Genomic DNA, 21,583 nt, shown 5'->3' with positions numbered 1-21,583 from the left:
GGAAAGCTGGATGGCTATGCACCCTAACGATCGGCGTCCAGTTGATCCTGCGCACCATGGTGAACAGGCTTGCTTTGTCTTGGTGCATCGCTGGTCAGCACTCTGGTTGCTGGAACTGTGTCGAGAATTATCCTAACTTATTGATTTTTATAGCCAAAATTAAAATTTCCGTTACCAAACACGAATTGGCACACGCGCTGCAATACCCACTTGTATACAAGATGGTATGGAATGCACGCTATGCTAAAGACACTTGCTTGGACGCTGCCAGACTGGCGCAAGGCTTATCAAGAAGGGGCAACGCCCGATCAACTACTGTCCAATCTCGTTGGTCAGTTCGATGCCCGTGATCCGGCGTGGATCAGCATTGCAACGCCCGATCAGCTTTCTCAGCAACTGGTCGAGTTGGCACTGAAGCTGGAGCAATTCGGCGGTGACCTCTCTCGCTTGCCCTTATACGGCGTGCCTTTCGCAGCCAAAGACAACATTGATGTCGCAGGCTTTCCAACCACTGCAGCCTGTCCGGCATTTGCGTATAAACCAAAGACGGACGCGCAAACCGTTGCACTGTTAAAAGCCGCTGGGGCGATTGTGGTGGGTAAAACCAACCTCGATCAGTTCGCTACCGGGCTAGTAGGCACCCGCTCACCTTATGGCGCGGTACCTAATACTTTCAATCCTAATTACGTCAGCGGCGGTTCCAGTTCCGGCTCAGCCTCCGCGGTCGCCCGCGGCCTTGTGCCCTTTTCATTGGGTACGGACACCGCCGGGTCGGGCAGAGTGCCCGCCAGCTTAAACAACATTGTTGGCCTAAAAGGCACCTGCGGGGCCATGAGTATTCGTGGTGTGGTACCGGCGTGCCGTTCGCTGGACGTGGTGTCCATATTTGCGCTCACACTCGACGACGCACACGCCGTATTCGACGTTGCTGCGCAGTATGACGCAGCAGAAGCCTACAGTCGCCCTGCTCCGACGGCACGCCCGAATTCTTTTGGTCAGCGCCCGCGCATCGGCATTCCAGCCCAGCCGCAGTTTTATGGCGACTCCGTGAGCGCGGCGGCGTGGGAAAGCACCTTGGCACAGTGGTCTGATTTGGACGCGGAGTTGGTGCCCATTGATTTCGCGCCGTTCAGTGAACTCGCGGCATTGCTGTATGAAGGGCCATGGGTGGCCGAGCGGCATGCGGCGGTACAAGACTTTATGCGTGACCACGCCGATGAGATGAACCCGGTCGTGCGCGGCATCATCGAGCAGGCGAAGAAATTCTCTGCTACCGATACGTTCAAAGCGGAATACCGCCGTGCCGAATTACGTCGCACCATTGATGAAGTGATGGCGCCGCTGTCTGGCTTGATTGTCCCCTCTGCACCGACCTTTCCAACACTGGCAGATTTAGAAAAAGAGCCGGTAAAACGCAACAGTGAGTTGGGAACCTACACGAATTTCGTGAATCTGGCTGATATGTGCGCATTGGCCGTACCGGCTGGGCTCCGCAGCGATGGCTTACCTTTTGGTGTGACGTTGATTGGTCGGGCATGGCACGACAAGGCATTGCAGACGTTGGCCCAGCAGTGGCTGGCGACGCAAACGCTAACGCTGGGCGCGACCGCAGTATCGGTCCCGGCCCCTTCGCCGATCTCACCCGAGGTTGCGCCCGGCTATTTACGTGTGGCGGTAGTGGGGGCTCACTTAACGGGTATGCCGTTGAACAGTCAGCTCACCGAGCGCAAAGCTGTGTTGGTGGAACAAACCCACACGGCGCCCTCTTACCGTTTATTCGCGCTCGCCAACACGACACCACCCAAGCCGGGCTTGCAGCACGTGTCCGATGGCTCCGGCAAGTCGATCATCGTGGAACTATGGGACATGCCCATCGAGCATTTCGGTTCGTTCGTCGGCCTCATTCCAGCCCCCTTGGGCATCGGGTCACTCACCCTCGTCGATGGCCGCACCGTCAAGGGCTTCATCTGCGAAGGCTGGGCCTTAGCAGACGCCACCGACATCACTGATTTCGGCGGCTGGCGGGCGTACTTGGCTGAGAAAGCGGCTGAGAAGGCAAAAGCATGATTCCTTTCCATGTAGTCACCGTGAAAATGAGCCAGGGGCCTGCTTGGCCAAACGGGGGACGCCGTGAAAGCATCCCTGCTGGCTCGGATGCGGCCGTCCGGGCCGCATACGCCCCCTTTTTGGCCAAGCAGGCCCCTGGCTCATTTTCACTGCTACCACGACAACGCATTTCCACGCGACCTATTCAGGCAGGACTCCCTCGCCGTTCCGGAGATTGGGTGGCGCCGGGCACTCGGCATTTAGAGATGGAGTTGCCCTATAGCGGGCGTTTGCGCACAGGAAGTGCGCAACCGAGCCCCCATGGATGGGTTCACGGCGTCCCGCGGCAGGGCAACTCCATCTCTAAATGCCCGGTACAGGATGTCGCCATTCGATCGCACCAGACTAGGGAGTTCATGGTATGAATAAGTCATTGTTTGAAAAAGTATTGATCGCCAATCGCGGCGAGATCGCCGTGCGGATCATTCGCACATTGAAGGAAATGGGCATTGGCAGCGTGGCCGTGTATTCGGACGCTGACCGAAATAGCCTGCATGTGGAACTGGCGGATGAAGCCATCGCCTTGGGTGGGAATAGCCCGGCGGACAGCTACTTGGATACGCAGAAGATATTGAAGGCTGCTAAGAGCAGCGGAGCCATGGCCATTATTCCCGGCTATGGATTCCTGTCCGAAAACGCGGACTTTGCCGAAGCCTGCGAAGCCGAAGGCATTGTCTTTGTGGGGCCTACGCCGCTGCAAATGCGCCAGTTTGGCCTCAAACACTCCGCGCGTGAAATCGCCGAAGCAGCAGGTGTGCCTTTGGCACCAGGCACCGGTTTGTTGGCTTCGCTGGACGACGCCTTAGCTGCGGCTGACAAACTCGGCTATCCCGTCATGCTGAAAAGCACCGCGGGTGGCGGCGGTATTGGTTTAACGCGCTGTGAAGACGCGGCCGCGTTACGTGAGGCTTTTGTCTCCGTACAACGCCTCGGGCAAAGCTTCTTTAACGACAGCGGTGTGTTTTTGGAACGCTTTATTGCGCAAGCACGCCATGTCGAAGTGCAGATGTTTGGTGATGGCAATGGTCATGTCGTAGCGCTCGGTGAGCGAGACTGTTCTCTGCAACGTCGCAATCAGAAAGTCGTCGAAGAAACGCCTGCACCGAATTTGCCTACTGAAACCCGGCAAGCCATGCTGGACTGCGCAGTTCGTCTAGGTGAAAGCGTGAATTATCGCTCGGCCGGTACGGTTGAGTTCATTTATGACGCACAGCGTGATGACTTCTTCTTTCTGGAAGTGAACACTCGCTTACAGGTAGAGCACCCCGTAACCGAACAGGTGACGGGGCTGGATTTGGTGGCGTGGATGTTACAGATCGCGGCGGGTCAAACGCCGGATTTCAACAATCTGCCGACGCCGCAAGGCGCTTCGATGGAAGTCCGGATTTACGCCGAAGACCCGGTAAAAGGCTTTCAGCCATCGCCTGGTGAACTGACGGACGTGCATTGGCCGTTGGATTTAGCGCGAGTGGACACTTGGGTCGAAACCGGCAGCGAGGTATCACCGCATTATGATCCGATGATCGCCAAGGTGATTGTGTACGGCAAAGACCGTACTGAAGCCTTAGAAAAAATGCAGGCGGCGTTGAACGAAACTCGCTTGAGTGGCATTGCGACTAACTTGGACTATTTGCGCCAAGTCATCAGCACGCCGGAATTTCGCGTCGGCGATGTGTCGACACGCGCGTTGGAATCCTTTGTGTTCCAGCCGCATGTGATCGAAGTATTGCAGCCCGGCACCTACACCACGGTGCAGGATTTCCCCGGCCGCGTGGGTTATTGGGACATCGGCGTCCCGCCTTCTGGCCCTATGGACGATTTTGCCTTTCAGCTCTCCAACCGTATTGTCGGTAATCACGCCGACGCCGCTGGTTTGGAATGCACCATCATTGCGCCCACATTGCGCTTTCATCAAGACACCACCATCGCGTTAACCGGTGCGCCGACCTCGGCCATGCTGGACGACGAGCCGGTGGCGTTTTGGGAGCCGATAGACGTAAAAGCCGGGCAAACGCTGATCATTGGTAAAGCCCACAGCGGCTGCCGGACGTATCTCGCGGTACGCGGCGGGTTTGATGTGCCGGAATATCTGGGCAGCCGCTCGACCTTCGCTTTGGGTCAGTTCGGCGGCCATGGCGGTCGCCCACTGCGGGCGGGTGACATGCTGCCGGTCAGCCAAGCGGAACTGCCTGCCTGCACCACGCCGCAACCCGTCAGCGCCCCGATGGCAGCCGACCCCGCTTTGGTGCCGAGCTACGACACGCATTGGGAAATAGGCGTGCTTTATGGTCCGCACGGCGCGCCGGATTTCTTCTCGCAAGCGTCGATGGATACCTTCTTCGGCAGCGATTTCGAGGTGCATTACAACTCAAACCGCTTGGGCATTCGTTTGAACGGCCCTAAACCCGAATTTACCCGTACCGACGGCGGCGAAGCTGGCTTGCATCCGTCGAACATTCACGATTGTGAATACGCCATCGGCAGCATCAATTTCACCGGTGACCTGCCGGTTATCTTGACCAAAGATGGCCCGAGCTTGGGCGGCTTCGTTTGCCCGGTCACCATCGCCAAGGCCGAACTGTGGAAAGTAGGCCAGGTAAAACCGGGCGATACCATTCGCTTTGTGCCCATCGACTACCCGACCGCTGTGTCGTTGCAACATCGGCAAGTGCAGGCAGTGCAGACCTTAGCCGCGCCGGTTGAAGTCAGTATGGCAATGCCGGATATGGCTCCGCGAGAGGGGCTTTCAGCCACCCTGCTGGCCTATTTGCCGGAAACCGCAGAGCGTCCATCGGTCAGTTACCGGCAAGCCGGTGACCAATATATATTGCTGGAATATGGCCCGAACGTCCTCGATATCAGCGTCAGAATGCGTATTCATGCCTTAATGGACGCGATCAATGCAGCAAAACCTCAAGGCTTGTTTGAACTGTCGCCTGGCGTGCGTTCACTGCAATTGCGTTACGACGCACTGACATTTTCGCAAGAACAATTGGTCGATTTCCTACTGGCTTTGGAAGACCAGCTACCGCCGAGCGACCAACTCAAAGTGCGCAGTCGCGTAGTACATTTGCCCATGGCATTTGAAGATAGCGCGACGCTGGATGCGGTGGACAAATACCGCCAGTCCGTGCGCGACACCGCACCTTGGCTGCCCAATAACGTGGACTTTATGCAGCGCATTAATGGCCTCGACAGCCGCGAGCAAGTGCGCGAGGTGCTGTACCAAGCACGGTATATGGTGCTGGGGCTAGGCGACGTGTATTTGGGCGCGCCCTGTGCCGTGCCGCTCGACCCACGCCACCGTTTGCTCACCTCGAAATACAACCCGGCGCGGACCTTCACCGCCGAAGGCACGGTCGGCATCGGCGGCGTGTACATGTGTATTTATGGCATGGACTCACCCGGCGGCTATCAGTTGGTCGGGCGCACCCTGCCGATCTGGAACAAATATTTAAAGAACCAACAGTTCGCCGCTGGTGAGCCGTGGTTGCTGCGCTTTTTTGACCAAGTGCAGTACTACCCGGTGACCGAAGATGAATTGACGCAGTTACGCGCCGATTTCCGCGCCGGTCGACATCGCATAGAGATAGAAGAAGAAACCTTCGACTTCGCCGCTCATCAAGCGTTTTTAGCCGAACATGCGACCGATATTGCCGAGTTTAGGGCCGCGCAGCAGATCGCCTATGAAAAAGAAGTCGCGCACTGGAAGGTTTCAGAAGCGCAAGCGCTAGAAACGCTGGCCGCGCAAGATGCCCCACCGGATGTGACCGACCACGAAGGTGAGCTGGTGACTGCCGACATCGCCGGCAACATCTGGAAATGTCTGGTGCAACCGGGGGATACCGTCGCCGCAGGCGATCCGTTGTTGATCGTGGAAGCCATGAAGATGGAATTTCCCGTGCACGCGCCGGTTGCTGGCCGAGTGAGCGCCATGCATTGCGCACCCGGGCGGCAGATCAACGCGGGTGACCCGCTGGCCAGCATTTTAGCGTTAGACGAGGTGGACGCCTGATGCAGCTGGTGCGTCCCGAAGCCGATAAGCCGCGCCGCGAAAACGTCGCGGACCGGGTCTACGCGGAGTTAAAGAACGACATCTTCGACTTCCGCCTCTTGCCCGGCGATCGCTTCAGCGAAAACGAACTGGCGGCGCGCTTGAACGTCAGCCGCACGCCCATTCGGGAAGCGTTGGTGCGCTTGCAGCGCGATGGCTACGTGGATGTGTTGTTTCGCAGCGGCTGGCAAGTCAAACCCTTCGACTTTCACTACTTCGAAGAACTGTACGACGTGCGCATTGTGCTGGAAACCGCCGCCGTGCGCCGTTTGTGTGAACAAACAGGTGCGAACCCCCTGTTTGATGAACTGAAAGCAATCTGGCTAGTGCCTGAAGCAGAACGGCTCGCCGACGGGCCGACGGTATCCGGTTTAGATGAACGCTTTCATAACCAGTTGGTGGCCGCGACAGGCAACACGGAAATGACGCGGATTCACGAAGACCTGACCGAGCGTTTGCGCATTATTCGTCGGTTAGATTTCACGAAAACGCATCGAATAGACGCTACCTACAACGAACATGCCGCGATATTGCGCGCCATTGTGCAGCGCCGCGAAGACACTGCCGCGCATTTGTTAAAAACGCACATCGCGGTCAGTAAGGCCGAAGTGCAGAAGATTACGGTGCATATGCTGCATCAAGCTCGGGTCCAGCAGTGATAGTGATTGCCTCTGTCGTCATTATCCCGTGGGCTTTCGGGGTATGCATCCGGCGCTCCACGGCAGGCCGGGAGGTACCGAGAAAAATGCTTAAGCATTTTCTCGCCCTGCGGGCGCCTGATGGCGGTGTCAAATGCTGTCGCATTTGATCGCGCCTTGAGGCACACGCCCTGCGGCCACTACGAGCGCTGGCCAGAGAGGCATAGGGCGGAAGAGCGGAGCGTCATCCGCCTCAGCGAAGCATTAAGAAACAGGTTTCGATAATAAAGAACCCGAACCGCAAGGCTGTAAAGGATTCGGGCAAGCAGTCCAGAGTGGGTGCACTACTCAATGACTCAAAAACTAAGATGCAAGGGAGAAACGCTTTATGAAACCGACATTCAAACACCTCGCCACACTGGGCGCATCTATCGCATTGGCAACCGGCAGCGCCGTTGCATTCGCCGATACCATCAAAGTCGGCGTACTGCACAGCTTGTCTGGCACCATGGCCATTTCCGAAACTACCTTGAAAGACACCGTCTTAATGATGGTCGAACAGCAAAACGCTGCTGGCGGCTTGTTGGGCAAACAGTTGGAAGCCGTGGTGGTTGACCCCGCCTCTGATTGGCCACGCTTCGCCGAACTGACCCGCGAACTGCTCGAACGCCAGCAAGTCGACGTCATCTTCGGTGCTTGGACCTCGGTATCACGCAAAGCGGTCCTGCCCGTCATCGAAGAACTGAACGGCTTGATGTTCTACCCCGTGCAGTATGAAGGTGAAGAAAGCTCGAAAAACATCTTCTACACCGGCGCGGCACCGAACCAGCAAGCCATTCCAGCGGTTGATTACTTGATCGACGAGCTGGGTGTCGAGCGTTTTGTATTGGCCGGAACGGACTACGTTTACCCCCGCACCACCAACCGTATTTTGGAAGCCTATTTGCAGTCTCGTGGGATTGCGCGTTCCGACATCATGATCAACTACACGCCGTTCAGCCATTCCGATTGGCAGACCATTGTGTCTGACATCCGCAGCTTTGGTTCGACCGGTAAGAAAACCGCCGTAGTGTCGACCATCAACGGTGACGCGAACGTGCCGTTCTACATTGAGTTGGGCAACCAGGGTGTGTCGGCAGAAGACATTCCGGTCATCGCGTTCTCTGTAGGTGAAGAAGAATTGAGCGGTTTTGATACCTCTCCGTTGGTGGGCCATTTGGCAGCGTGGAACTATTTCATGAGCGCGGAAAGCGCAATCAACGATGAGTTCATCGAGAGCTGGTGGGATTTCATTGGCGATGAAGACCGTGTGACCAACGACCCAATGGAAGCGACTTACATCGGTTTCAGTATGTGGGCGGAAGCGGTGGAAAAAGCCGGTACGACGGATGTGGATGCGGTGCGTGATGCGATGTACGGCATTGTGGTTCCAAACCTGACCGGCGGTTATGCGGTGATGAACACGAACCACCACCTGACGAAGCCGGTGTTGATCGGTGAGATTCAGGCGGACGGTCAGTTCCAGACGGTATGGCAGACCCGCGGTGGTGTAATCGGTGATGCGTGGACGGACTTCTTGCCAGAAAGCGCGAAGATCGTAGCGGATTGGTCAGCGCCGATTTCATGCGGTAACTACAACATCGAAACCAGCGTGTGTTCTGGTCAGAACTATGAATAAGAGGCTTTTCAACTAGCTCCGTTCGGTTATGAGGTTGGGTCCAGATGGGTTACACGGAGACGCCGTAAACCCGTCCATGGGGGCTCGGTTGCGGCCATCCAGGCCGCAAACGCTCCGTTCCACCCATCTGTACCCACCCTCACAACCTCGGCAAAGCTCTGAACCTGCCGCGAAACAACCATTGATTGCCTTGGTGATTAAGTTTTGGGGCGAGGTTTGAAGTATGCCCTTCCCTATGGGCGTAGTGGGGCGTTTGCGGCCCGGACGGCCGCAACCGAGCCAGCAGGGACAAATTCGTCTGGAACGAATTTGCACGACCGCAGGGAGCCCGAAGGGTCAGGCGCATGGATGCGTCTGATAGGCTTTTACGGCGTCCCCACGAAGCCCATAGGGAAGGGCATATTTCACCTCGCTTGAGGTGTTTTCCCCTCAATGATGTGCAGGTAATCAATGAGAACTGATCAAAGGACCATCATGAAACGCTGGACCAAAATATTATCTTTGCTGGCTGTGCTGTTAACCAGCATGGCCGCAACCGCCGCCGACTTCGAAGCGCAGGTGCTGCGCTTGATTGAAGCAGGCTTCCCTGAGAAAGCGCGCTTGGTCGGTGACATTGCCCAATCGGGTGACGACCGCGCATTGGATATTCTTAATGCGTGGAACGACGGTGAGCTGTATTTCGTGCGTAACCCCGACCGCGTGGTGTTTGCCGAATCCAGCGATAGTGGCTTCACGGTTACGGACGTGCTGAATGGCGACATCACCGAAGGCGTGGGTCGGCGAGCAGTGCGGCCTATATCAGTGAATAACAGCTTGCGCCAAACCCTCGGCGTCACGCTGGGGGCTTTGCGCTTAAGCACAGGTACGGACGCTCAGCGTTTGGAAGCGGCGCGGCGTTTATTGCGCGCGGCAGACCCTGAAAACCGCACCTTGATTGAAACAGCGTTGGAAACCGAAACCCACGAGCCTGTGCGGCGCATTCTGTTGCACAACATTGCACTGCTGGACTTCAACTACGGCACGGTGCCGGTGCAGTTGGCCGCGTTAAACACCCTGCAAGACTCGCTGAACAGCGATGTGCGCAATGCACTGACGCGCAAACTGGCGGCGGCGGAAACCGACCCCAAGGTGCGTGCTGAAGCAGAGCGAGTATTGGAGAAAATCGAAGGCCGTGTGCGTTTCTTCCGCCAAATGGACAATGTGTTCTTTGGCTTGAGCTTAGGCTCGGTATTGCTGCTGGCCGCCATCGGGCTGGCGATCACCTTCGGCGTGATGGGGGTGATCAACATGGCGCACGGCGAAATGATGATGCTGGGTGCCTATACCACCTTTGTGGTGCAGAAGTTCTTGCCGATCAGTCTCGACTATTCCCTGCTGGTGGCTGTGCCGCTGGCGTTCTTAGTGGCGGGAGCCGTGGGCGTACTGATGGAACGCGGCATTATCCGCTTCCTGTATGGCCGTCCGCTGGAAACCCTGCTCGCCACCTTTGGTATCAGCCTTATTCTGCAACAAACGGTACGCAGCATTTTTGGCCCGTTGAATCAGGCGGTGGCAAATCCGTCGTGGATGAGCGGTTCATGGGTGATTAACGGCGCGTTTTCCATTACCTATAACCGGCTGTTTATCGTGATTTTCGCCATCATGGTGTTTCTCAGCTTGCTGTTCGTATTGCGCCACACGCGCTTTGGTTTGCAAATGCGCGCCGTGACGCAAAACCGCGCCATGGCAAATTCTATGGGTATTCGCAGCGGCTGGGTGGATGCACTGACCTTCGGGTTAGGCTCAGGCGTGGCCGGTATTGCTGGGGTGGCTTTAAGCCAACTGACTAATGTGGGGCCGAATTTGGGCCAAGCCTACATCATCGATTCGTTCTTGGTTGTGGTGTTCGGCGGCGTCGGCAATTTATGGGGTACGTTGGTCGCAGCGCTGAGTCTAGGCGTGGCGAATAAGCTGATCGAGCCCTATACAGGCGCGGTATTAGCCAAAATTGTGCTGCTGATTGGCGTGATCCTGTTTATTCAAAAACGGCCGCGCGGGTTGTTCGCGCTGAAAGGCCGTGCGGTGGAGGGATAAGCCATGCATTCACTTCGATATTTGTTTTTCCCCTCAGTGCGCGACGCGGCCGGCCGCAGCATGTTGATCAGCTTGCTCGCTGTGGCCGTCATCGTGCCGATTTTGAACATGTTGGTGCCGCAAGGGCATTTTCTGCACGTACCGACTTACACCGTTTCACTGCTCGGCAAGTATCTGTGCTACGCCGTATTGGCCGTGGCGCTGGACTTGGTGTGGGGCTATTGCGGTATTTTGAGCCTCGGCCATGGCGCGTTTTTCGGCTTGGGCGGTTACGCCATGGGCATGTATTTGATGCGCCAAATCGGTGACCGTGGCGTGTATGGCAACGCTAACCTGCCCGACTTCATGGTGTTTCTGAGCTGGGACAGGCTGCCGTGGTTTTGGTACGGATTCGACATGTTCTGGTTTGCCTTGTTGATGGCCATGGTGGTGCCCGCGCTCTTGGCCTATGTGTTTGGCTGGCTGGCGTTTCGTTCGCGGGTGACGGGCGTGTATCTGTCCATCATCACGCAAGCCTTGGTGTACGCGTTGATGCTGGCGTTCTTTATGAACGAACTGGGCTTTGGCGGCAACAATGGCCTGACCGACTTTAAAGACATCCTCGGATATCCGGTACAAAGCCAGGCCGTGCGCGTCACCTTGTTTGTATTGACCACCTTGCTGTTGCTGGTGAGCTTTATGATCGGGCGCTTTATCACCGAATCCAAATTGGGCCGCGTGCTGGTGTCGATCCGCGATGCCGAAAGCAAAGCGCGGTTTATCGGCTACCGAGTGGAGCACTACAAGCTGTTTATCTTCGTGGTGTCCGCTGTGCTGGCGGGTTTGGCCGGTGCGCTCTATGTGCCGCAAGTCGGCATCATCAACCCCGGCGAATTCGCCCCGCTGAAAAGCATTGAAATTGTGGTGTGGGTGGCTGTGGGTGGGCGCGGTTCGTTGATCGGCGCAGCGCTCGGTGCCGTGGTGGTGAACTACGCCAAAACCTGGTTCACCAGCGCCCTGCCCGAAGTGTGGTTGTTCTTCCTCGGCGGCTTGTTTGTGGTCTCCACGCTGTTCTTCCCACAGGGGTTGATGGGCATGTTGCAGTCGTTGCGCCAGCGCTGGACGCTGATGCGCCAAAAACCGCCCACGGATGAACCCGAGCCATTGCCTCAGACTGTTACGGAGCGCTCATGAACCCTAAACACATTCCGCAAGACTACCTGCTGTACGTCGACGGCGTGTCGGTGAGTTTCGACGGCTTTAAAGCCTTAAACAGCCTGTCGATACTGGTTAAATCCGGTGAAATGCGCGCCATTATTGGGCCTAATGGCGCGGGTAAAACCACCATGATGGACGTCATCACCGGCAAAACCCGCCCGGATTCCGGCACGGTATTGTTCAACCAAACGGTTGATCTGACCAAGCACGACGAAGCCGCCATCGCCAACTTAGGCATCGGACGTAAATTCCAAAAACCCACAGTGATTGAACCGCTGACCGTGTTTGAAAACCTCGAACTCGCCCTAGCCGGAAAACGCGGCGTATTCGCCGCGCTGACGCACCGATTGAATGCAGACGAACAGGCGCGCATCGACGAAATACTGGAGCTTATACGACTGACCGAGCAGCGCTACAGCCAATCCGGCGCACTCTCGCACGGACAAAAGCAATGGCTGGAAATCGGTATGTTGCTGATCAGTGAACCCAAGTTATTGCTAGTGGACGAACCCGCCGCCGGGATGACCGACGAAGAAACCATGCGCACCGCCGAACTGCTGAAAGAAATCAATAAAACGCGCACTGTCGTGGTGGTTGAGCACGACATGGACTTCATTCGCGCCCTGAACACCAAGGTTACGGTGTTGCACGAAGGCCGCGTGTTGGCCGAAGGCTCGCTGGATACCGTGCAACAAAATCAACAGGTCATCGACGTTTACCTAGGGAGGTAGCGCATGGACACCAACACCGCATTGGCCGCCACCAACATTGAACTGCGCTACGGCGCCAGCCAAGCCCTGTACGGCGTGGGCATTACCGCACAGGTTGGCCGCGTGACCTGTTTACTGGGCCGCAACGGCGTGGGTAAAACCTCCCTGTTGCGTGCTATTTCAGGGCGTCACTTACCCTCCGCCGGGCAGATCACCTGGCAAGGTGAAGACATCGCCCGACTGCCCCCGCAAGCACGGGCGCAACGCGGCATAGCCTACGTACCGCAAGGGCGCGAAATCTTCAGCCAGCTCACCGTTTTAGAAAACCTGCAAACCGGCTTTGCCGTATTACCCCGCGAACAACGCTCCGTACCCGGTGAAATCTACGACCTCTTTCCCGTACTGCGCACCATGCTAAAACGCCGCGGCGGCGACCTTAGCGGCGGCCAACAGCAGCAACTCGCCATTGCCCGCGCATTAGTGACACGCCCAAAACTGTTGATATTGGACGAACCCACCGAAGGCATTCAGCCTTCCATCATCAAAGACATACAAGCCGTGATTGAACACCTGCGCCGCCAAGGTGACATGGCAATATTGCTGGTGGAACAGTACTTCGACTTCGCCCACGCCCTCGCCGACGACTGGGCCGTGATGGACAGAGGAGAGATAGTGTTGAGTGGGGATCGGAGTAGTATGGACGCTGAGGCAGTGAAGCAGGCGATGATGGTTTGAGTGATCGCAAGCTATGCTCTCCGCACGGGCGCTCTCGTTAACTGTATTACGGGTTGTTTTGCCAACAGCCATTACGGTAAGCGTGACGATGACGAAAAACCTGCATGACGCCGAAACTACAGGGCAAAGGAGCATCAGTATGACGTTCGATGAATACAATGATTTTTGTCGTTCACTTCCGGCCACAACCTACGTTGTTCAGTGGGGTGGTGCTCATGTGTGGAAGGTAGGCGGAAAAGTATTTGCCATTGGCGGTTGGGAAAAGTCCGATCAGCCAGCCTTTTCCTTTAAAACGTCGGAGTTGGATTTCGAGATTTTGCGCGATGAACCGGGATACCGCCCTGCCCCCTATTTGGCGTCTCGAGGCTTTAAGTGGATTCAGCAATACGAAGTACCCGAAGGTGGGCAAGAGCTGCTTGAATACTACCTCAAAGAGTCTCATCGCTTGGTGTCTTTAGGGTTAACGAAAAAACTACAACGGGAGCTTGGCCTCAACCAAAGTCAGTAGCTAGGGTTGCCTGCCTCAAGGAAGCGAGGAAGGCATTGTTTATTCGCACAGTTCACATTTCGGCATAAAACTTGTGCGCCGGTTATCAGTTTTGCCTGAATGTAATGCCGGTGGTCCCCCTTTGCGATGTAGTATCGGCAACTATGTATTTCCGCTGGCTCAATTATTCTCTGTCGTCCGAATGGCTCCTCAGCGTACCTCGCTGGGGAGGGTTATTGTGTGCGTGGCTTGTGCTGGTGGCCTGCAGTGCCGCACCGGCACCCGGCAGTCCACCGGCTGGCGCTGTGCTGGCTACTTACGGTGACCCGACGATAGAAGAACGACCCGACTTCACGGCCCGAGGCTGGCCGGTGCACGTGGATTTCCACCGGTTGTATGCCGCTCGCGCTTCGGACCGCATTGACGACTTTTTGCGCCTGCCTGACGACACAGTGCTGGCCTTTGCCGTCAATGGCACCGAAGGCGAGCCGCCCACGGTCTGGCGCGGTCAGCTGTTGCAGGACAACCTTCACGTAACCAGCCTGACGCTGTCGCGCGCCGGTCAGCGCTTGGCGGCGAGTTTTACCGTTAACAACCAGCGTTACAGTTTAATCACACGCCAAGACGGCGTCGTGGTTTTGTGGGCTGATGACACGCCGCTACCAAAGGAATCACCGACTCTACTGGCACCAGAGTAGAGGCCATTTTCAGTTACATGCTTCACAAGGGATTTATTAATGTTTTTTAGCAGTAGAGGCTTCACTTCATGACGTCACGAACATCTGACGCCCGTTCCCCGCTCCTGGCCATGGTGTGCCTGGCCTGTTTCATCGGCAGTGCCGCTACAGTCACCGCCAGCGACACTGGTACTGTCATCGACAATGTCCAACCTTCAGAATCCAGAGTCCTGTCGCTTGGCGAAGGGGTCGAGCATGGGGCTCGCCCGGACCACGTTGTGGATCGCCGCCCGATTGTTTTCAGCCCAGACCTGCTGCGCGGCCAGCGTAGAGTGGCGGCCAGTCTGGGAACCGGCCATGACGTACAGTTTATCGGGGGTGTGGAGGAAGGCACCGGGCGTGATTTCACGTGGCGTGGCCGTGTGCGCGACCGCGACGGTCAGGAAGGCTCGGCGACACTGACAATCATGGGTGAGCGCGTCAGTGGCAGCTTTCAGATAGAGGGCGATCACTACGTGCTGTCCACCAGCCGCAATGGTCAGACTTGGCTGGATCGCATTGACCCCAGCACATTACCACCGCAGCACCCGCCGGGTGGTCCTCTTATCGAGCCATTGTCTTTTGCAGCGTTGGAAAACCAGGTCGACCTCATGGCAGAACCTGAGCCGGGTGAGGCATCTGGTACCAAGGTGCTGGATATCGTGCTGTTCTACACCGAAGACGCTTATAGGGACCTCGTAGAGTACGACGACGAGGCAGCCTTGCGTCTGGGCATCCGTAACGCCGTGGACATCATGAACACGGCGCTCGTCGACAGCAATGTCGATGGCCGGGTGCGCCTAGTGGGGCTTTTCCCAGCAGGCTTCAACGTGGCCTCAAGCGCAAACGCTGATCTGGATAATCTGCGTACCGACGCGCAAGCCAATGATCTGCGTGAACGGTATTCGGCGGATTTTGTCTCACTGGTCACCTCACGTGCTGAATATTGTGGACTGGGGTACATGTCTACAACGTATTCCAGCAACTTCCTCTGGCCCTATACTTGGGTCAGCGGTCGGTGCGTGGTGGGTTCTACGCTGGCCCATGAGCTGGGCCACAACATGGGCCTTTATCACGACGATGTTGCCTCGCCCCGCAATAACTCCAGCGGCACCCCCGTTCAGGCTATTGAACCCTTCGCGTGGGGACATTTTAGAGCAAACGAATTCACCACCATCATGGCCTATGGCAGCAGCTGTAACTGGCGCTGTCGCTCGCTGTATCAGTTTTCCGACCCGGACATCCTTGATCCGGTGTCCCAATTACCTACAGGTGTCCCGAACCTGGCCAATAATGCCGAGGTGCTGCGGCGCTATCTGCCCTTCGTAGAGCGCTGGCGCTCGCAGCCGGCTAGCCTTAGCACAGCGCTCGGTCTGAACACCGGCACAGTCAGCACCCTAGGCAGTACCGTATGGGTGGCGCAAAACAGACAACCCCGCAACAATGCACCGACAGTGTTGAGTGGCCCGGTATTTGGAGATGAGTACACGGAACTGGTATGGCAACACCACCACCGCACGGATACCACACTGCAGTTTGCCGCCAAAGCCTGGTCCGGCACGGCGCAGGGTGTGCTCCATGTGTTGGCCGATGGCGTGAAAATGCAGAGCTTTCAGGACCTGAATGGCGACTGGCAGAACCTTCAGGTTGCGATACCTGCCGGCACCAACACCGTGACTTGGGAGTGGAACGGTAATGGCGTAGAAGATGTTTGGGCCGTGGGTCAGGCCATGCTGGCCGACGTGCGGACGGGCGACGTGCCCACTCGTATATCCGGGCAGATTGTAAACCAGCGTGGCGAACCGGTCTCAGCGGTGAATGTGTCTTTCAGTACTGACGCAGGCGGCTCTGACGTGCGCGGCCAAGTCACCACGGATGGCAACGGGCGCTTCTCGCTGGAGGTTCCTCATGAACAGACGCCGGTGGCGTTCTACCGGGTTTCCGGTGAGGGTGTCGATACCGCCATCATGCCTCTCGCTGATTCGGGTTGTATTGACAGTGGCGCCGGCTGTGTCATTACGGCCAGTGGTGCGAAGCGATCCTTGCAGGGTGAACTCGTCGGTGCCGTTGCGTCGGATGAGACCCTAGCGCTATCACTGCGTTCTGCCGGGTCTACGGCTACCATGATTGCAGACGTGAACGTTTCCGGAGCTGGGCGGGCGCCGTTTGCCTTTACCGGCCTGGACGCACTGTACCGGTGGGGGCCTCTGACGTTGGTCAGTCCCGGTTATGAACCGGCCGCAATCGTTGACGGCTTGGCCGTGCGCGCCGGTGATAGAACCGGCCTGACGCTGAACCTGACACCCACGACACCGAAGCTGCTGAATACGGCGGTCAGCGAACTGACACAGACCAGCTTTCGGGTGACCCTACGGATCAACCCAGCCGGGCGCGCCACTACCGCTGAGCTGCTGCACAGTGGTCAAGCCCTCCGCCAGGCTGTCGGTGCTGGCACCGGTACAGTGACCGCAACGTTTACCGTTACCGGCCTGACCTGCGGCACCGTTTACTCGGTTCAGGGCCAGGCAGTGAACGATGCCTCGCGGTCAGTGCAGGGCAATGCACGCACGGTGCGCACCTTAGCCTGCGCGGTGGGCGGCACTGATGACACGAGCAATGACGAGGAACCGTTACCGCCAACCTTTTTCGGTGGCTGCTCTATGGGCGACGGCAGTTCCGGCTTTGACCCGGTGTTGCTCCTATTGTTTTTGGGCGGGGTGTTGGGTTTGTTCAGAAGAAAATCAAGACGAACACCGCGTTGTACGCTGAATGAACCAGCGTAGCCCCGAGCACTCGGTGGTGGCGGTCGCGCAGACCGCCGAACACCAATGACGGAAAAAACACCAGCACCGCTGCCGCAAGGGGCAGGTGCACGGTGTGAGCCGCGGCAAACAGCACACTGGTAAGCAGGCTGGCCAAGGTGAGCGGCCCCCAGCGATGCGGTAGCCATTCACTGAGGGTCGGCTGTATCCAGCCGCGAAAGCACAGCTCTTCCAACACCGGAAAGATCAGCACCAGCAGCAACACATGCCGCCAATCGGAGCCGCCGGCTAGCGCATCTGGAGCCTGCAACAGTTGCATCACAAACAAGGCAGGCAAGGCCAAACTCAATGCCACATACAACCACGGGTCCGTGATCACAGCCCGCACTGACCAGCGTGGATTGAGGGTTTCTTCTGCCATGAATAAAACTTGTCTGTTGATGGGCGAGTGTTTAAGGCTCGCTCGTGAGGCCTTAGAGTAAGCATACCAAACCCGGGCGCAGAGCGTCGGTTTCTGTCGCCTCTGATTGGACTTTATGCATCAACGTCAGCTCATCTAGCACGGTGCCAATGCTTGTGCGACCATGCCCCTATAAAACAATAAGATATTAATGAGGTGTTCTGTGTTCACTGTGGCTTTGGTGGTTTGGTTTGCGATGTTGTTCCTGTTCTGGGTATGCATGACGGTGTCGACCTTGAACAAGCGTCGGGTGATTCATTGGGCCAGTAATCATCCAGACTGGCAGGGAGAGTTGGCAGCGGTGGCCGAGCCGTTGCGTTACAGCTGGGTGAAGGAGAATCGGGCGCGTTTTCCTGCCGCGCAGCAAGCGCAGGCCACGTGGGCGGCGCGGGCCGACTGGACCAATATCGTGTTGCTGGTGTTGGTTTGGGTGCCGTCGGTGTTTATCTGGATCAACCGTTAGGTATATTTAATCCGCTTGTTGCGCACCATTGCTGAGGCAAGGGCGTAGGGTGTATGCCTCAAAGCGCGCCTTCGCGGCCTGCCGTTGAGTGCGGGAGGCATGCCCCGAAAACCCATGCCGAATAGTGTAAAAGGCCATCACGACCGATGGTCGTTACGAGGACTGCGCATCGTCACAATGTCCGGCCACAAACTCGCCAAATTTCAGTGCCTCACGCGGTTCCAAGTAGCCGTCGGGGCGCTTGGTGGCGCGCAGGTGTTGGTAGACCGCGACCATCACTTTCATCTCTTTTTCGCTGTCGGTCGACACGCGGTCCAGCTGTAAAATGTCGCGGGTGACGGTCATCGCCATGTCCAAGGCTTTCATATCAACCACTTCGGCTTGGCGGTACAAATAGCCCTGCCCGGTAGCCAACCATTCCAGCGATACATTGGCGCGCTGAGCAATCTGATTGGCTTTGCTGAGGCTGGGTTCCGAACCGGCGAGGTATTTGCGAATCAGACTTTCACTCAGGCCCACCTTACGGGCAAAAGCGCTGGTGCTTTGCTCGCCAATCAACGACTGTAAACGGGCCTGAAAAGCAGTGTCCGTGGTCTGGGCGTTGATGGTCATACGGTGCTCCTCTTAGTCTGCCACGCCCTACGATACCGCATTCGAAGGCTCGATAAAAAGAGTCGTTGCTGGTGGGGTTGGCACAAAGGCCGAAGAAAATCATGCGACACAGCGCACATAATGGCCTATTTTTAACGTTAATCAATGAATATTGGTCATTGTGGCAAGGTGAGAATATCGCTACAGTAAGTGATCTGCGGTGTGATTAAGGAGTTTTAAGCGCCACCTCAGTGAAGCAGCGTAAACACTTCATTTTTGATGTGACCACAGGGTCAAGGGAGCATCCAGACTTGACGCACATTTCCGTCATGGAACACGCCAACAATCCAGAGCCTGCTATTGGGCGTCTGCCATTTTTAAAAGGTCGCAAGCCGCACCTTTGGTATGCATTTTTGCGTACTTTTCGTCCGGTCTGGATAACCTCAGATCTCGTTGTTGTTACCCGTTACCAAGACGTTGAAGAAATTCTGCGTCGGCACGATGATTTTGATGTGCCCTATGTCCGTCGGGTCAGTGTGGTCACCAATAATGGTCAGTTTTTCCTTGGCATGCGCAATTCACCGCGCTACGAAAGCGACATCGCACAAATGCGTCTGGCTATGCGCCGTGACGATCTAGAACATCGTATTCGCCCGCTTCTATTGAACGCTGCTCGCCAAGCCGTGGTCGAGTCGGCTGGTGAAGTGGACCTGGTGGCAGATTTGGCGCGTCTGTTGCCTGCTCGGCTAATGATCGAGTACTTGGGTTTAAGTGGCTTGGAAGAGCGGCAACTGAGTGATTGGGCGCACAGTCTGTTTCACTATTTGTTTGTGCCCGGTATATCTGCCGACAAAGAGCGCCAAGCGATTCAAGACGCGACGTTGTTCCGTGCCTATTTAGATGGCTTAATTGAGCAGCGGCTCAAAACTCGTCAGTTGGACGACGACGTAATTGGTCGCTTACTCAGTCTGCACCTAAGTGGGCAGCCGAACTTGTCGGTTGAAAGTATACGTAACAATCTTATGGGCATTATTGTCGGCGCCATTACGCCGACCGCGAAGAGTATTGCTTTGGCGTTGGACTTCTTGCTGGATCATCCTGAGGCGCTCGCACTGGCACAGGGTGCAGCCTTAGATGAGGACCTGCCGCGCCTGAACAGCGTCATTCGTGAAGCGTTGCGGCACAACCCGTTTGCGCCGGGCATCTATCGTGTGGCCCGTCATGACGTGACCATTCGTACCGGCGCTTGGCGCAGCACGAAAATCAAAGCGGGGCAGCGCGTACTGGCGGTCACGCAGTCGGCCATGTGGGATCGACGCGTAGTCAAACGCCCTGGTAAATTTGAACCAAGCCGGCCCGCCCACGTTTATCTGGACTACGGTCTGGGTTTGCACGCGTGTTTTGGGCAGTACATCAACGATATCCAAATGGCCGCCATCGTGCTGCCATTGTTGCAGCAACCAGGCTTGCGCCGTGCACCCGGCGAGCTCTTGCAGTCTGACGAAGCCTTTCCGCTCCACATGCGTTTGGAGTTCAATACCTAACCCGCAGTACTAGCCCATCAAATGAGCCAAGGAGATCATTGTGTCGAACATCGCTGGGAAGGCTTATGCCATGAACGTGATCACGCCACTGAAACCATGGCAGACGTTGATAACGCGCTTAATTCATTGGCTTGCCGGCACTCGCTTGTTTCGCAGTAAACTGCGCGGATTGATCACGCTTTCGCTTATCCACTACGCCGGCTGGGCTATATTGCCACGCAGCAAACTGCCGCGTTTGCACCCTGAACAACCGCAAGAGCATTTGTCGTACAGTTACTATTTATTCTTCAGTAACTTCAACGGCAGTTGGGAGCAGTACGTGGATTCATTCTCGACCGCCATTCCCTCCGGGCTGGACTTGATGTGGTACAAAAACATTGGCTATCCGAAGTCGGTGCCACGCAATCCGTTCCATGAATACATTCTGCACAACCAAATTTGGACCGACCACTATTACAGTGCCTATCCGTTGGCGGCCAGTAATGATGTAAAAGCCGCTTGTCGCTTGAAGCCGAAGCTGGTGGCAATGGCGCAGCAGGCGCGCACCGAAGAAGACGCGGCGGCTTTTGAGTCGCTGTATCGACAGATGTTGGTCGAGGTGCAGGCCGACTTGGGCATTATGGAAGAAACGCCGATTGTGTCACTGGCCAATCAGGCGGTGAACGAGCGTCGTCGCCTCGAATGCGAACAAGAGCTGGCGGGCACCGACACGGTAAAAGGAGCCTACGAACATGTCTGATCAAGCCCAAGGTGCCACCAATCTGATATTGATGACCCCCATTCGTACGGGAGTGACCGACGGCGGTTGCAGCTACGCCTATTACATTCGGCAGCGCCTGCATGACTTACCGCTGCATGAAGACAGCCCCTGGGCGAAGGTGCCAGATACCTATTTAGCGCGTTGGTACTTGCTGGACGATGTGGCGTATCAAGGTAAACCGGCGCATGAAGACCATTTGGCGAGCCGCTATTTGGTGCTGATCGCGCACTTTCACGGTGATCGCGAGCGGTTTTTACGTCATTGCTGGCAGCACATGGAGCCATTGTTGCGTGAGTTGTATGGCTTTGCTTGGGGCTTTGAGTCCGTAGAGGATGCCGATGCCTGGGTGACGTTCGCGCAGCGGTGTGTCATGCCCACCGGGTTCTTCTTCAATGGCTCAACCGGTGAACCCTTAGCGGAACAACTAAAAGCGCTGTATTTGCGCCAAGCCTTTACGCAGTTTGTGATGACGCACCAACACGTGAAAGGCGCAGAACTGCAGCAGGCTTTTGTCCGTTGGAGTAGCGAACATCAGCCAGAAAATTTAGCTGGGCCAACGTGGCGTCCCGGTGCGGACTGCCTGAGCAACGTGGTGACTCAAGGATAATG

Annotated in this window: 18 protein-coding genes; 16 read left to right on the top strand and 2 right to left on the bottom strand. The window is 56.6% G+C overall.

The genetic code is table 11. From position 1 onward, the window contains the following. Positions 1 to 10: 10 nt before the first annotated feature. The 12 genes from NFC81_RS15430 (at position 11) to NFC81_RS15375 (ending at position 17,177) form a co-directional block, all read left to right on the top strand. Positions 11 to 136 carry a hypothetical protein gene (locus NFC81_RS15430; RefSeq protein ID WP_304995372.1) on the top strand — a complete coding sequence of 42 codons (126 nt, stop codon included), beginning with the start codon at positions 11 to 13 and terminating at the stop codon, positions 134 to 136. A gap of 104 nt (positions 137 to 240) precedes the next feature. Then, on the top strand, positions 241 to 2,067 hold the full coding sequence (atzF, locus tag NFC81_RS15425; RefSeq protein ID WP_304995371.1) for an allophanate hydrolase: 1,827 nt from the start codon (positions 241 to 243) through the stop codon (positions 2,065 to 2,067). Positions 2,068 to 2,467: 400 nt separating this feature from the next. After that, positions 2,468 to 6,121 carry an urea carboxylase gene (gene uca, locus NFC81_RS15420; protein WP_304995370.1) on the top strand — a complete coding sequence of 1,218 codons (3,654 nt, stop codon included), beginning with the start codon at positions 2,468 to 2,470 and terminating at the stop codon, positions 6,119 to 6,121. After that, complete coding sequence (locus tag NFC81_RS15415) at positions 6,121 to 6,819, top strand: GntR family transcriptional regulator (RefSeq protein WP_304995369.1); 699 nt, start codon at positions 6,121 to 6,123, stop codon at positions 6,817 to 6,819. The genes uca and NFC81_RS15415 overlap by 1 nt, the downstream gene beginning before the upstream one ends. A gap of 367 nt (positions 6,820 to 7,186) precedes the next feature. Further along, positions 7,187 to 8,476 (top strand): urea ABC transporter substrate-binding protein, encoded by a 1,290-nt coding sequence (gene urtA, locus NFC81_RS15410; protein ID WP_304995368.1) that lies wholly within the window; start codon positions 7,187 to 7,189, stop codon positions 8,474 to 8,476. Positions 8,477 to 8,950: 474 nt separating this feature from the next. Then, positions 8,951 to 10,549: an urea ABC transporter permease subunit UrtB gene (gene urtB / locus NFC81_RS15405; protein ID WP_304995367.1), complete on the top strand. Its 1,599-nt coding sequence runs from the start codon at positions 8,951 to 8,953 to the stop codon at positions 10,547 to 10,549. A gap of 3 nt (positions 10,550 to 10,552) precedes the next feature. Beyond that, positions 10,553 to 11,722: an urea ABC transporter permease subunit UrtC gene (urtC, locus tag NFC81_RS15400; RefSeq protein ID WP_304995366.1), complete on the top strand. Its 1,170-nt coding sequence runs from the start codon at positions 10,553 to 10,555 to the stop codon at positions 11,720 to 11,722. After that, a complete protein-coding gene (urtD, locus tag NFC81_RS15395) occupies positions 11,719 to 12,477 on the top strand; it encodes an urea ABC transporter ATP-binding protein UrtD (protein ID WP_304995364.1) in 759 nt (252 codons plus the stop codon). The genes urtC and urtD overlap by 4 nt, the downstream gene beginning before the upstream one ends. Before the next feature lie 3 nt (positions 12,478 to 12,480). Beyond that, the gene (urtE, locus tag NFC81_RS15390; protein WP_304995363.1) at positions 12,481 to 13,191 is read left to right on the top strand and encodes an urea ABC transporter ATP-binding subunit UrtE; all 711 of its coding nucleotides are present in this window, start codon (positions 12,481 to 12,483) and stop codon (positions 13,189 to 13,191) included. Positions 13,192 to 13,330: 139 nt separating this feature from the next. Then, complete coding sequence (locus tag NFC81_RS15385; RefSeq protein ID WP_304995362.1) at positions 13,331 to 13,699, top strand: MmcQ/YjbR family DNA-binding protein; 369 nt, start codon at positions 13,331 to 13,333, stop codon at positions 13,697 to 13,699. Between the two features lie 215 nt (positions 13,700 to 13,914). Then, positions 13,915 to 14,376, top strand: a complete 462-nt coding sequence (locus NFC81_RS15380; protein WP_304995361.1) for a hypothetical protein — start codon at positions 13,915 to 13,917, stop codon at positions 14,374 to 14,376. A gap of 68 nt (positions 14,377 to 14,444) precedes the next feature. Next, positions 14,445 to 17,177, top strand: coding sequence for a zinc-dependent metalloprotease family protein (locus tag NFC81_RS15375; RefSeq protein WP_304995360.1), 2,733 nt, complete (start codon positions 14,445 to 14,447; stop codon positions 17,175 to 17,177). Here the strand turns inward: NFC81_RS15375 and mrtJ are convergent. After that, on the bottom strand, positions 17,125 to 17,577 hold the full coding sequence (gene mrtJ, locus NFC81_RS15370) for a JDVT-CTERM system glutamic-type intramembrane protease (RefSeq protein WP_304995359.1): 453 nt from the start codon (positions 17,575 to 17,577) through the stop codon (positions 17,125 to 17,127). The genes NFC81_RS15375 and mrtJ overlap by 53 nt on opposite strands. A gap of 202 nt (positions 17,578 to 17,779) precedes the next feature. Between mrtJ and NFC81_RS15365 the strand changes: the two genes are divergently transcribed. Then, complete coding sequence (locus NFC81_RS15365; RefSeq protein WP_304995358.1) at positions 17,780 to 18,079, top strand: hypothetical protein; 300 nt, start codon at positions 17,780 to 17,782, stop codon at positions 18,077 to 18,079. Positions 18,080 to 18,232: 153 nt separating this feature from the next. Here the strand turns inward: NFC81_RS15365 and NFC81_RS15360 are convergent, their stop codons facing one another. Further along, positions 18,233 to 18,691 carry a helix-turn-helix transcriptional regulator gene (locus tag NFC81_RS15360; protein WP_304995357.1) on the bottom strand — a complete coding sequence of 153 codons (459 nt, stop codon included), beginning with the start codon at positions 18,689 to 18,691 and terminating at the stop codon, positions 18,233 to 18,235. 230 nt (positions 18,692 to 18,921) lie between these two features. Between NFC81_RS15360 and NFC81_RS15355 the strand changes: the two genes are divergently transcribed. The 3 genes from NFC81_RS15355 to NFC81_RS15345 are packed head-to-tail and all read left to right on the top strand — an operon-like array spanning position 18,922 to position 21,581. After that, positions 18,922 to 20,214: a cytochrome P450 gene (locus NFC81_RS15355; RefSeq protein WP_304995356.1), complete on the top strand. Its 1,293-nt coding sequence runs from the start codon at positions 18,922 to 18,924 to the stop codon at positions 20,212 to 20,214. Positions 20,215 to 20,254: 40 nt separating this feature from the next. Further along, positions 20,255 to 20,953: a hypothetical protein gene (locus NFC81_RS15350; RefSeq protein ID WP_304995355.1), complete on the top strand. Its 699-nt coding sequence runs from the start codon at positions 20,255 to 20,257 to the stop codon at positions 20,951 to 20,953. Then, the gene (locus NFC81_RS15345) at positions 20,946 to 21,581 is read left to right on the top strand and encodes a hypothetical protein (protein ID WP_304995354.1); all 636 of its coding nucleotides are present in this window, start codon (positions 20,946 to 20,948) and stop codon (positions 21,579 to 21,581) included. The genes NFC81_RS15350 and NFC81_RS15345 overlap by 8 nt, the downstream gene beginning before the upstream one ends. Positions 21,582 to 21,583: the final 2 nt, after the last annotated feature.

Source organism: Salinispirillum sp. LH 10-3-1, from assembly GCF_030643825.1.
Lineage (GTDB): Bacteria > Pseudomonadota > Gammaproteobacteria > Pseudomonadales > Natronospirillaceae > Salinispirillum.
This window is presented reverse-complemented; position numbering and strand designations above follow the sequence as displayed.

Bases quoted from the DNA above. Each gene is read 5' to 3' on its own strand.
- NFC81_RS15385 (WP_304995362.1), top strand. From the start codon at position 13,331: ATGACGTTCGATGAATACAATGATTTTTGTCGTTCACTTCCGGCCACA.
- urtD (WP_304995364.1), top strand. From the start codon at position 11,719: ATGAACCCTAAACACATTCCGCAAGACTACCTGCTGTACGTCGACGGC.
- NFC81_RS15415 (WP_304995369.1), top strand. From the start codon at position 6,121: ATGCAGCTGGTGCGTCCCGAAGCCGATAAGCCGCGCCGCGAAAACGTC.
- NFC81_RS15430 (WP_304995372.1), top strand. From the start codon at position 11: ATGGCTATGCACCCTAACGATCGGCGTCCAGTTGATCCTGCGCACCAT.
- NFC81_RS15375 (WP_304995360.1), top strand. From the start codon at position 14,445: ATGACGTCACGAACATCTGACGCCCGTTCCCCGCTCCTGGCCATGGTG.
- mrtJ (WP_304995359.1), bottom strand. From the start codon at position 17,577: ATGGCAGAAGAAACCCTCAATCCACGCTGGTCAGTGCGGGCTGTGATC.
- urtC (WP_304995366.1), top strand. From the start codon at position 10,553: ATGCATTCACTTCGATATTTGTTTTTCCCCTCAGTGCGCGACGCGGCC.
- urtB (WP_304995367.1), top strand. From the start codon at position 8,951: ATGAAACGCTGGACCAAAATATTATCTTTGCTGGCTGTGCTGTTAACC.
- atzF (WP_304995371.1), top strand. From the start codon at position 241: ATGCTAAAGACACTTGCTTGGACGCTGCCAGACTGGCGCAAGGCTTAT.
- NFC81_RS15345 (WP_304995354.1), top strand. From the start codon at position 20,946: ATGTCTGATCAAGCCCAAGGTGCCACCAATCTGATATTGATGACCCCC.
- urtA (WP_304995368.1), top strand. From the start codon at position 7,187: ATGAAACCGACATTCAAACACCTCGCCACACTGGGCGCATCTATCGCA.
- urtE (WP_304995363.1), top strand. From the start codon at position 12,481: ATGGACACCAACACCGCATTGGCCGCCACCAACATTGAACTGCGCTAC.
- uca (WP_304995370.1), top strand. From the start codon at position 2,468: ATGAATAAGTCATTGTTTGAAAAAGTATTGATCGCCAATCGCGGCGAG.
- NFC81_RS15360 (WP_304995357.1), bottom strand. From the start codon at position 18,691: ATGACCATCAACGCCCAGACCACGGACACTGCTTTTCAGGCCCGTTTA.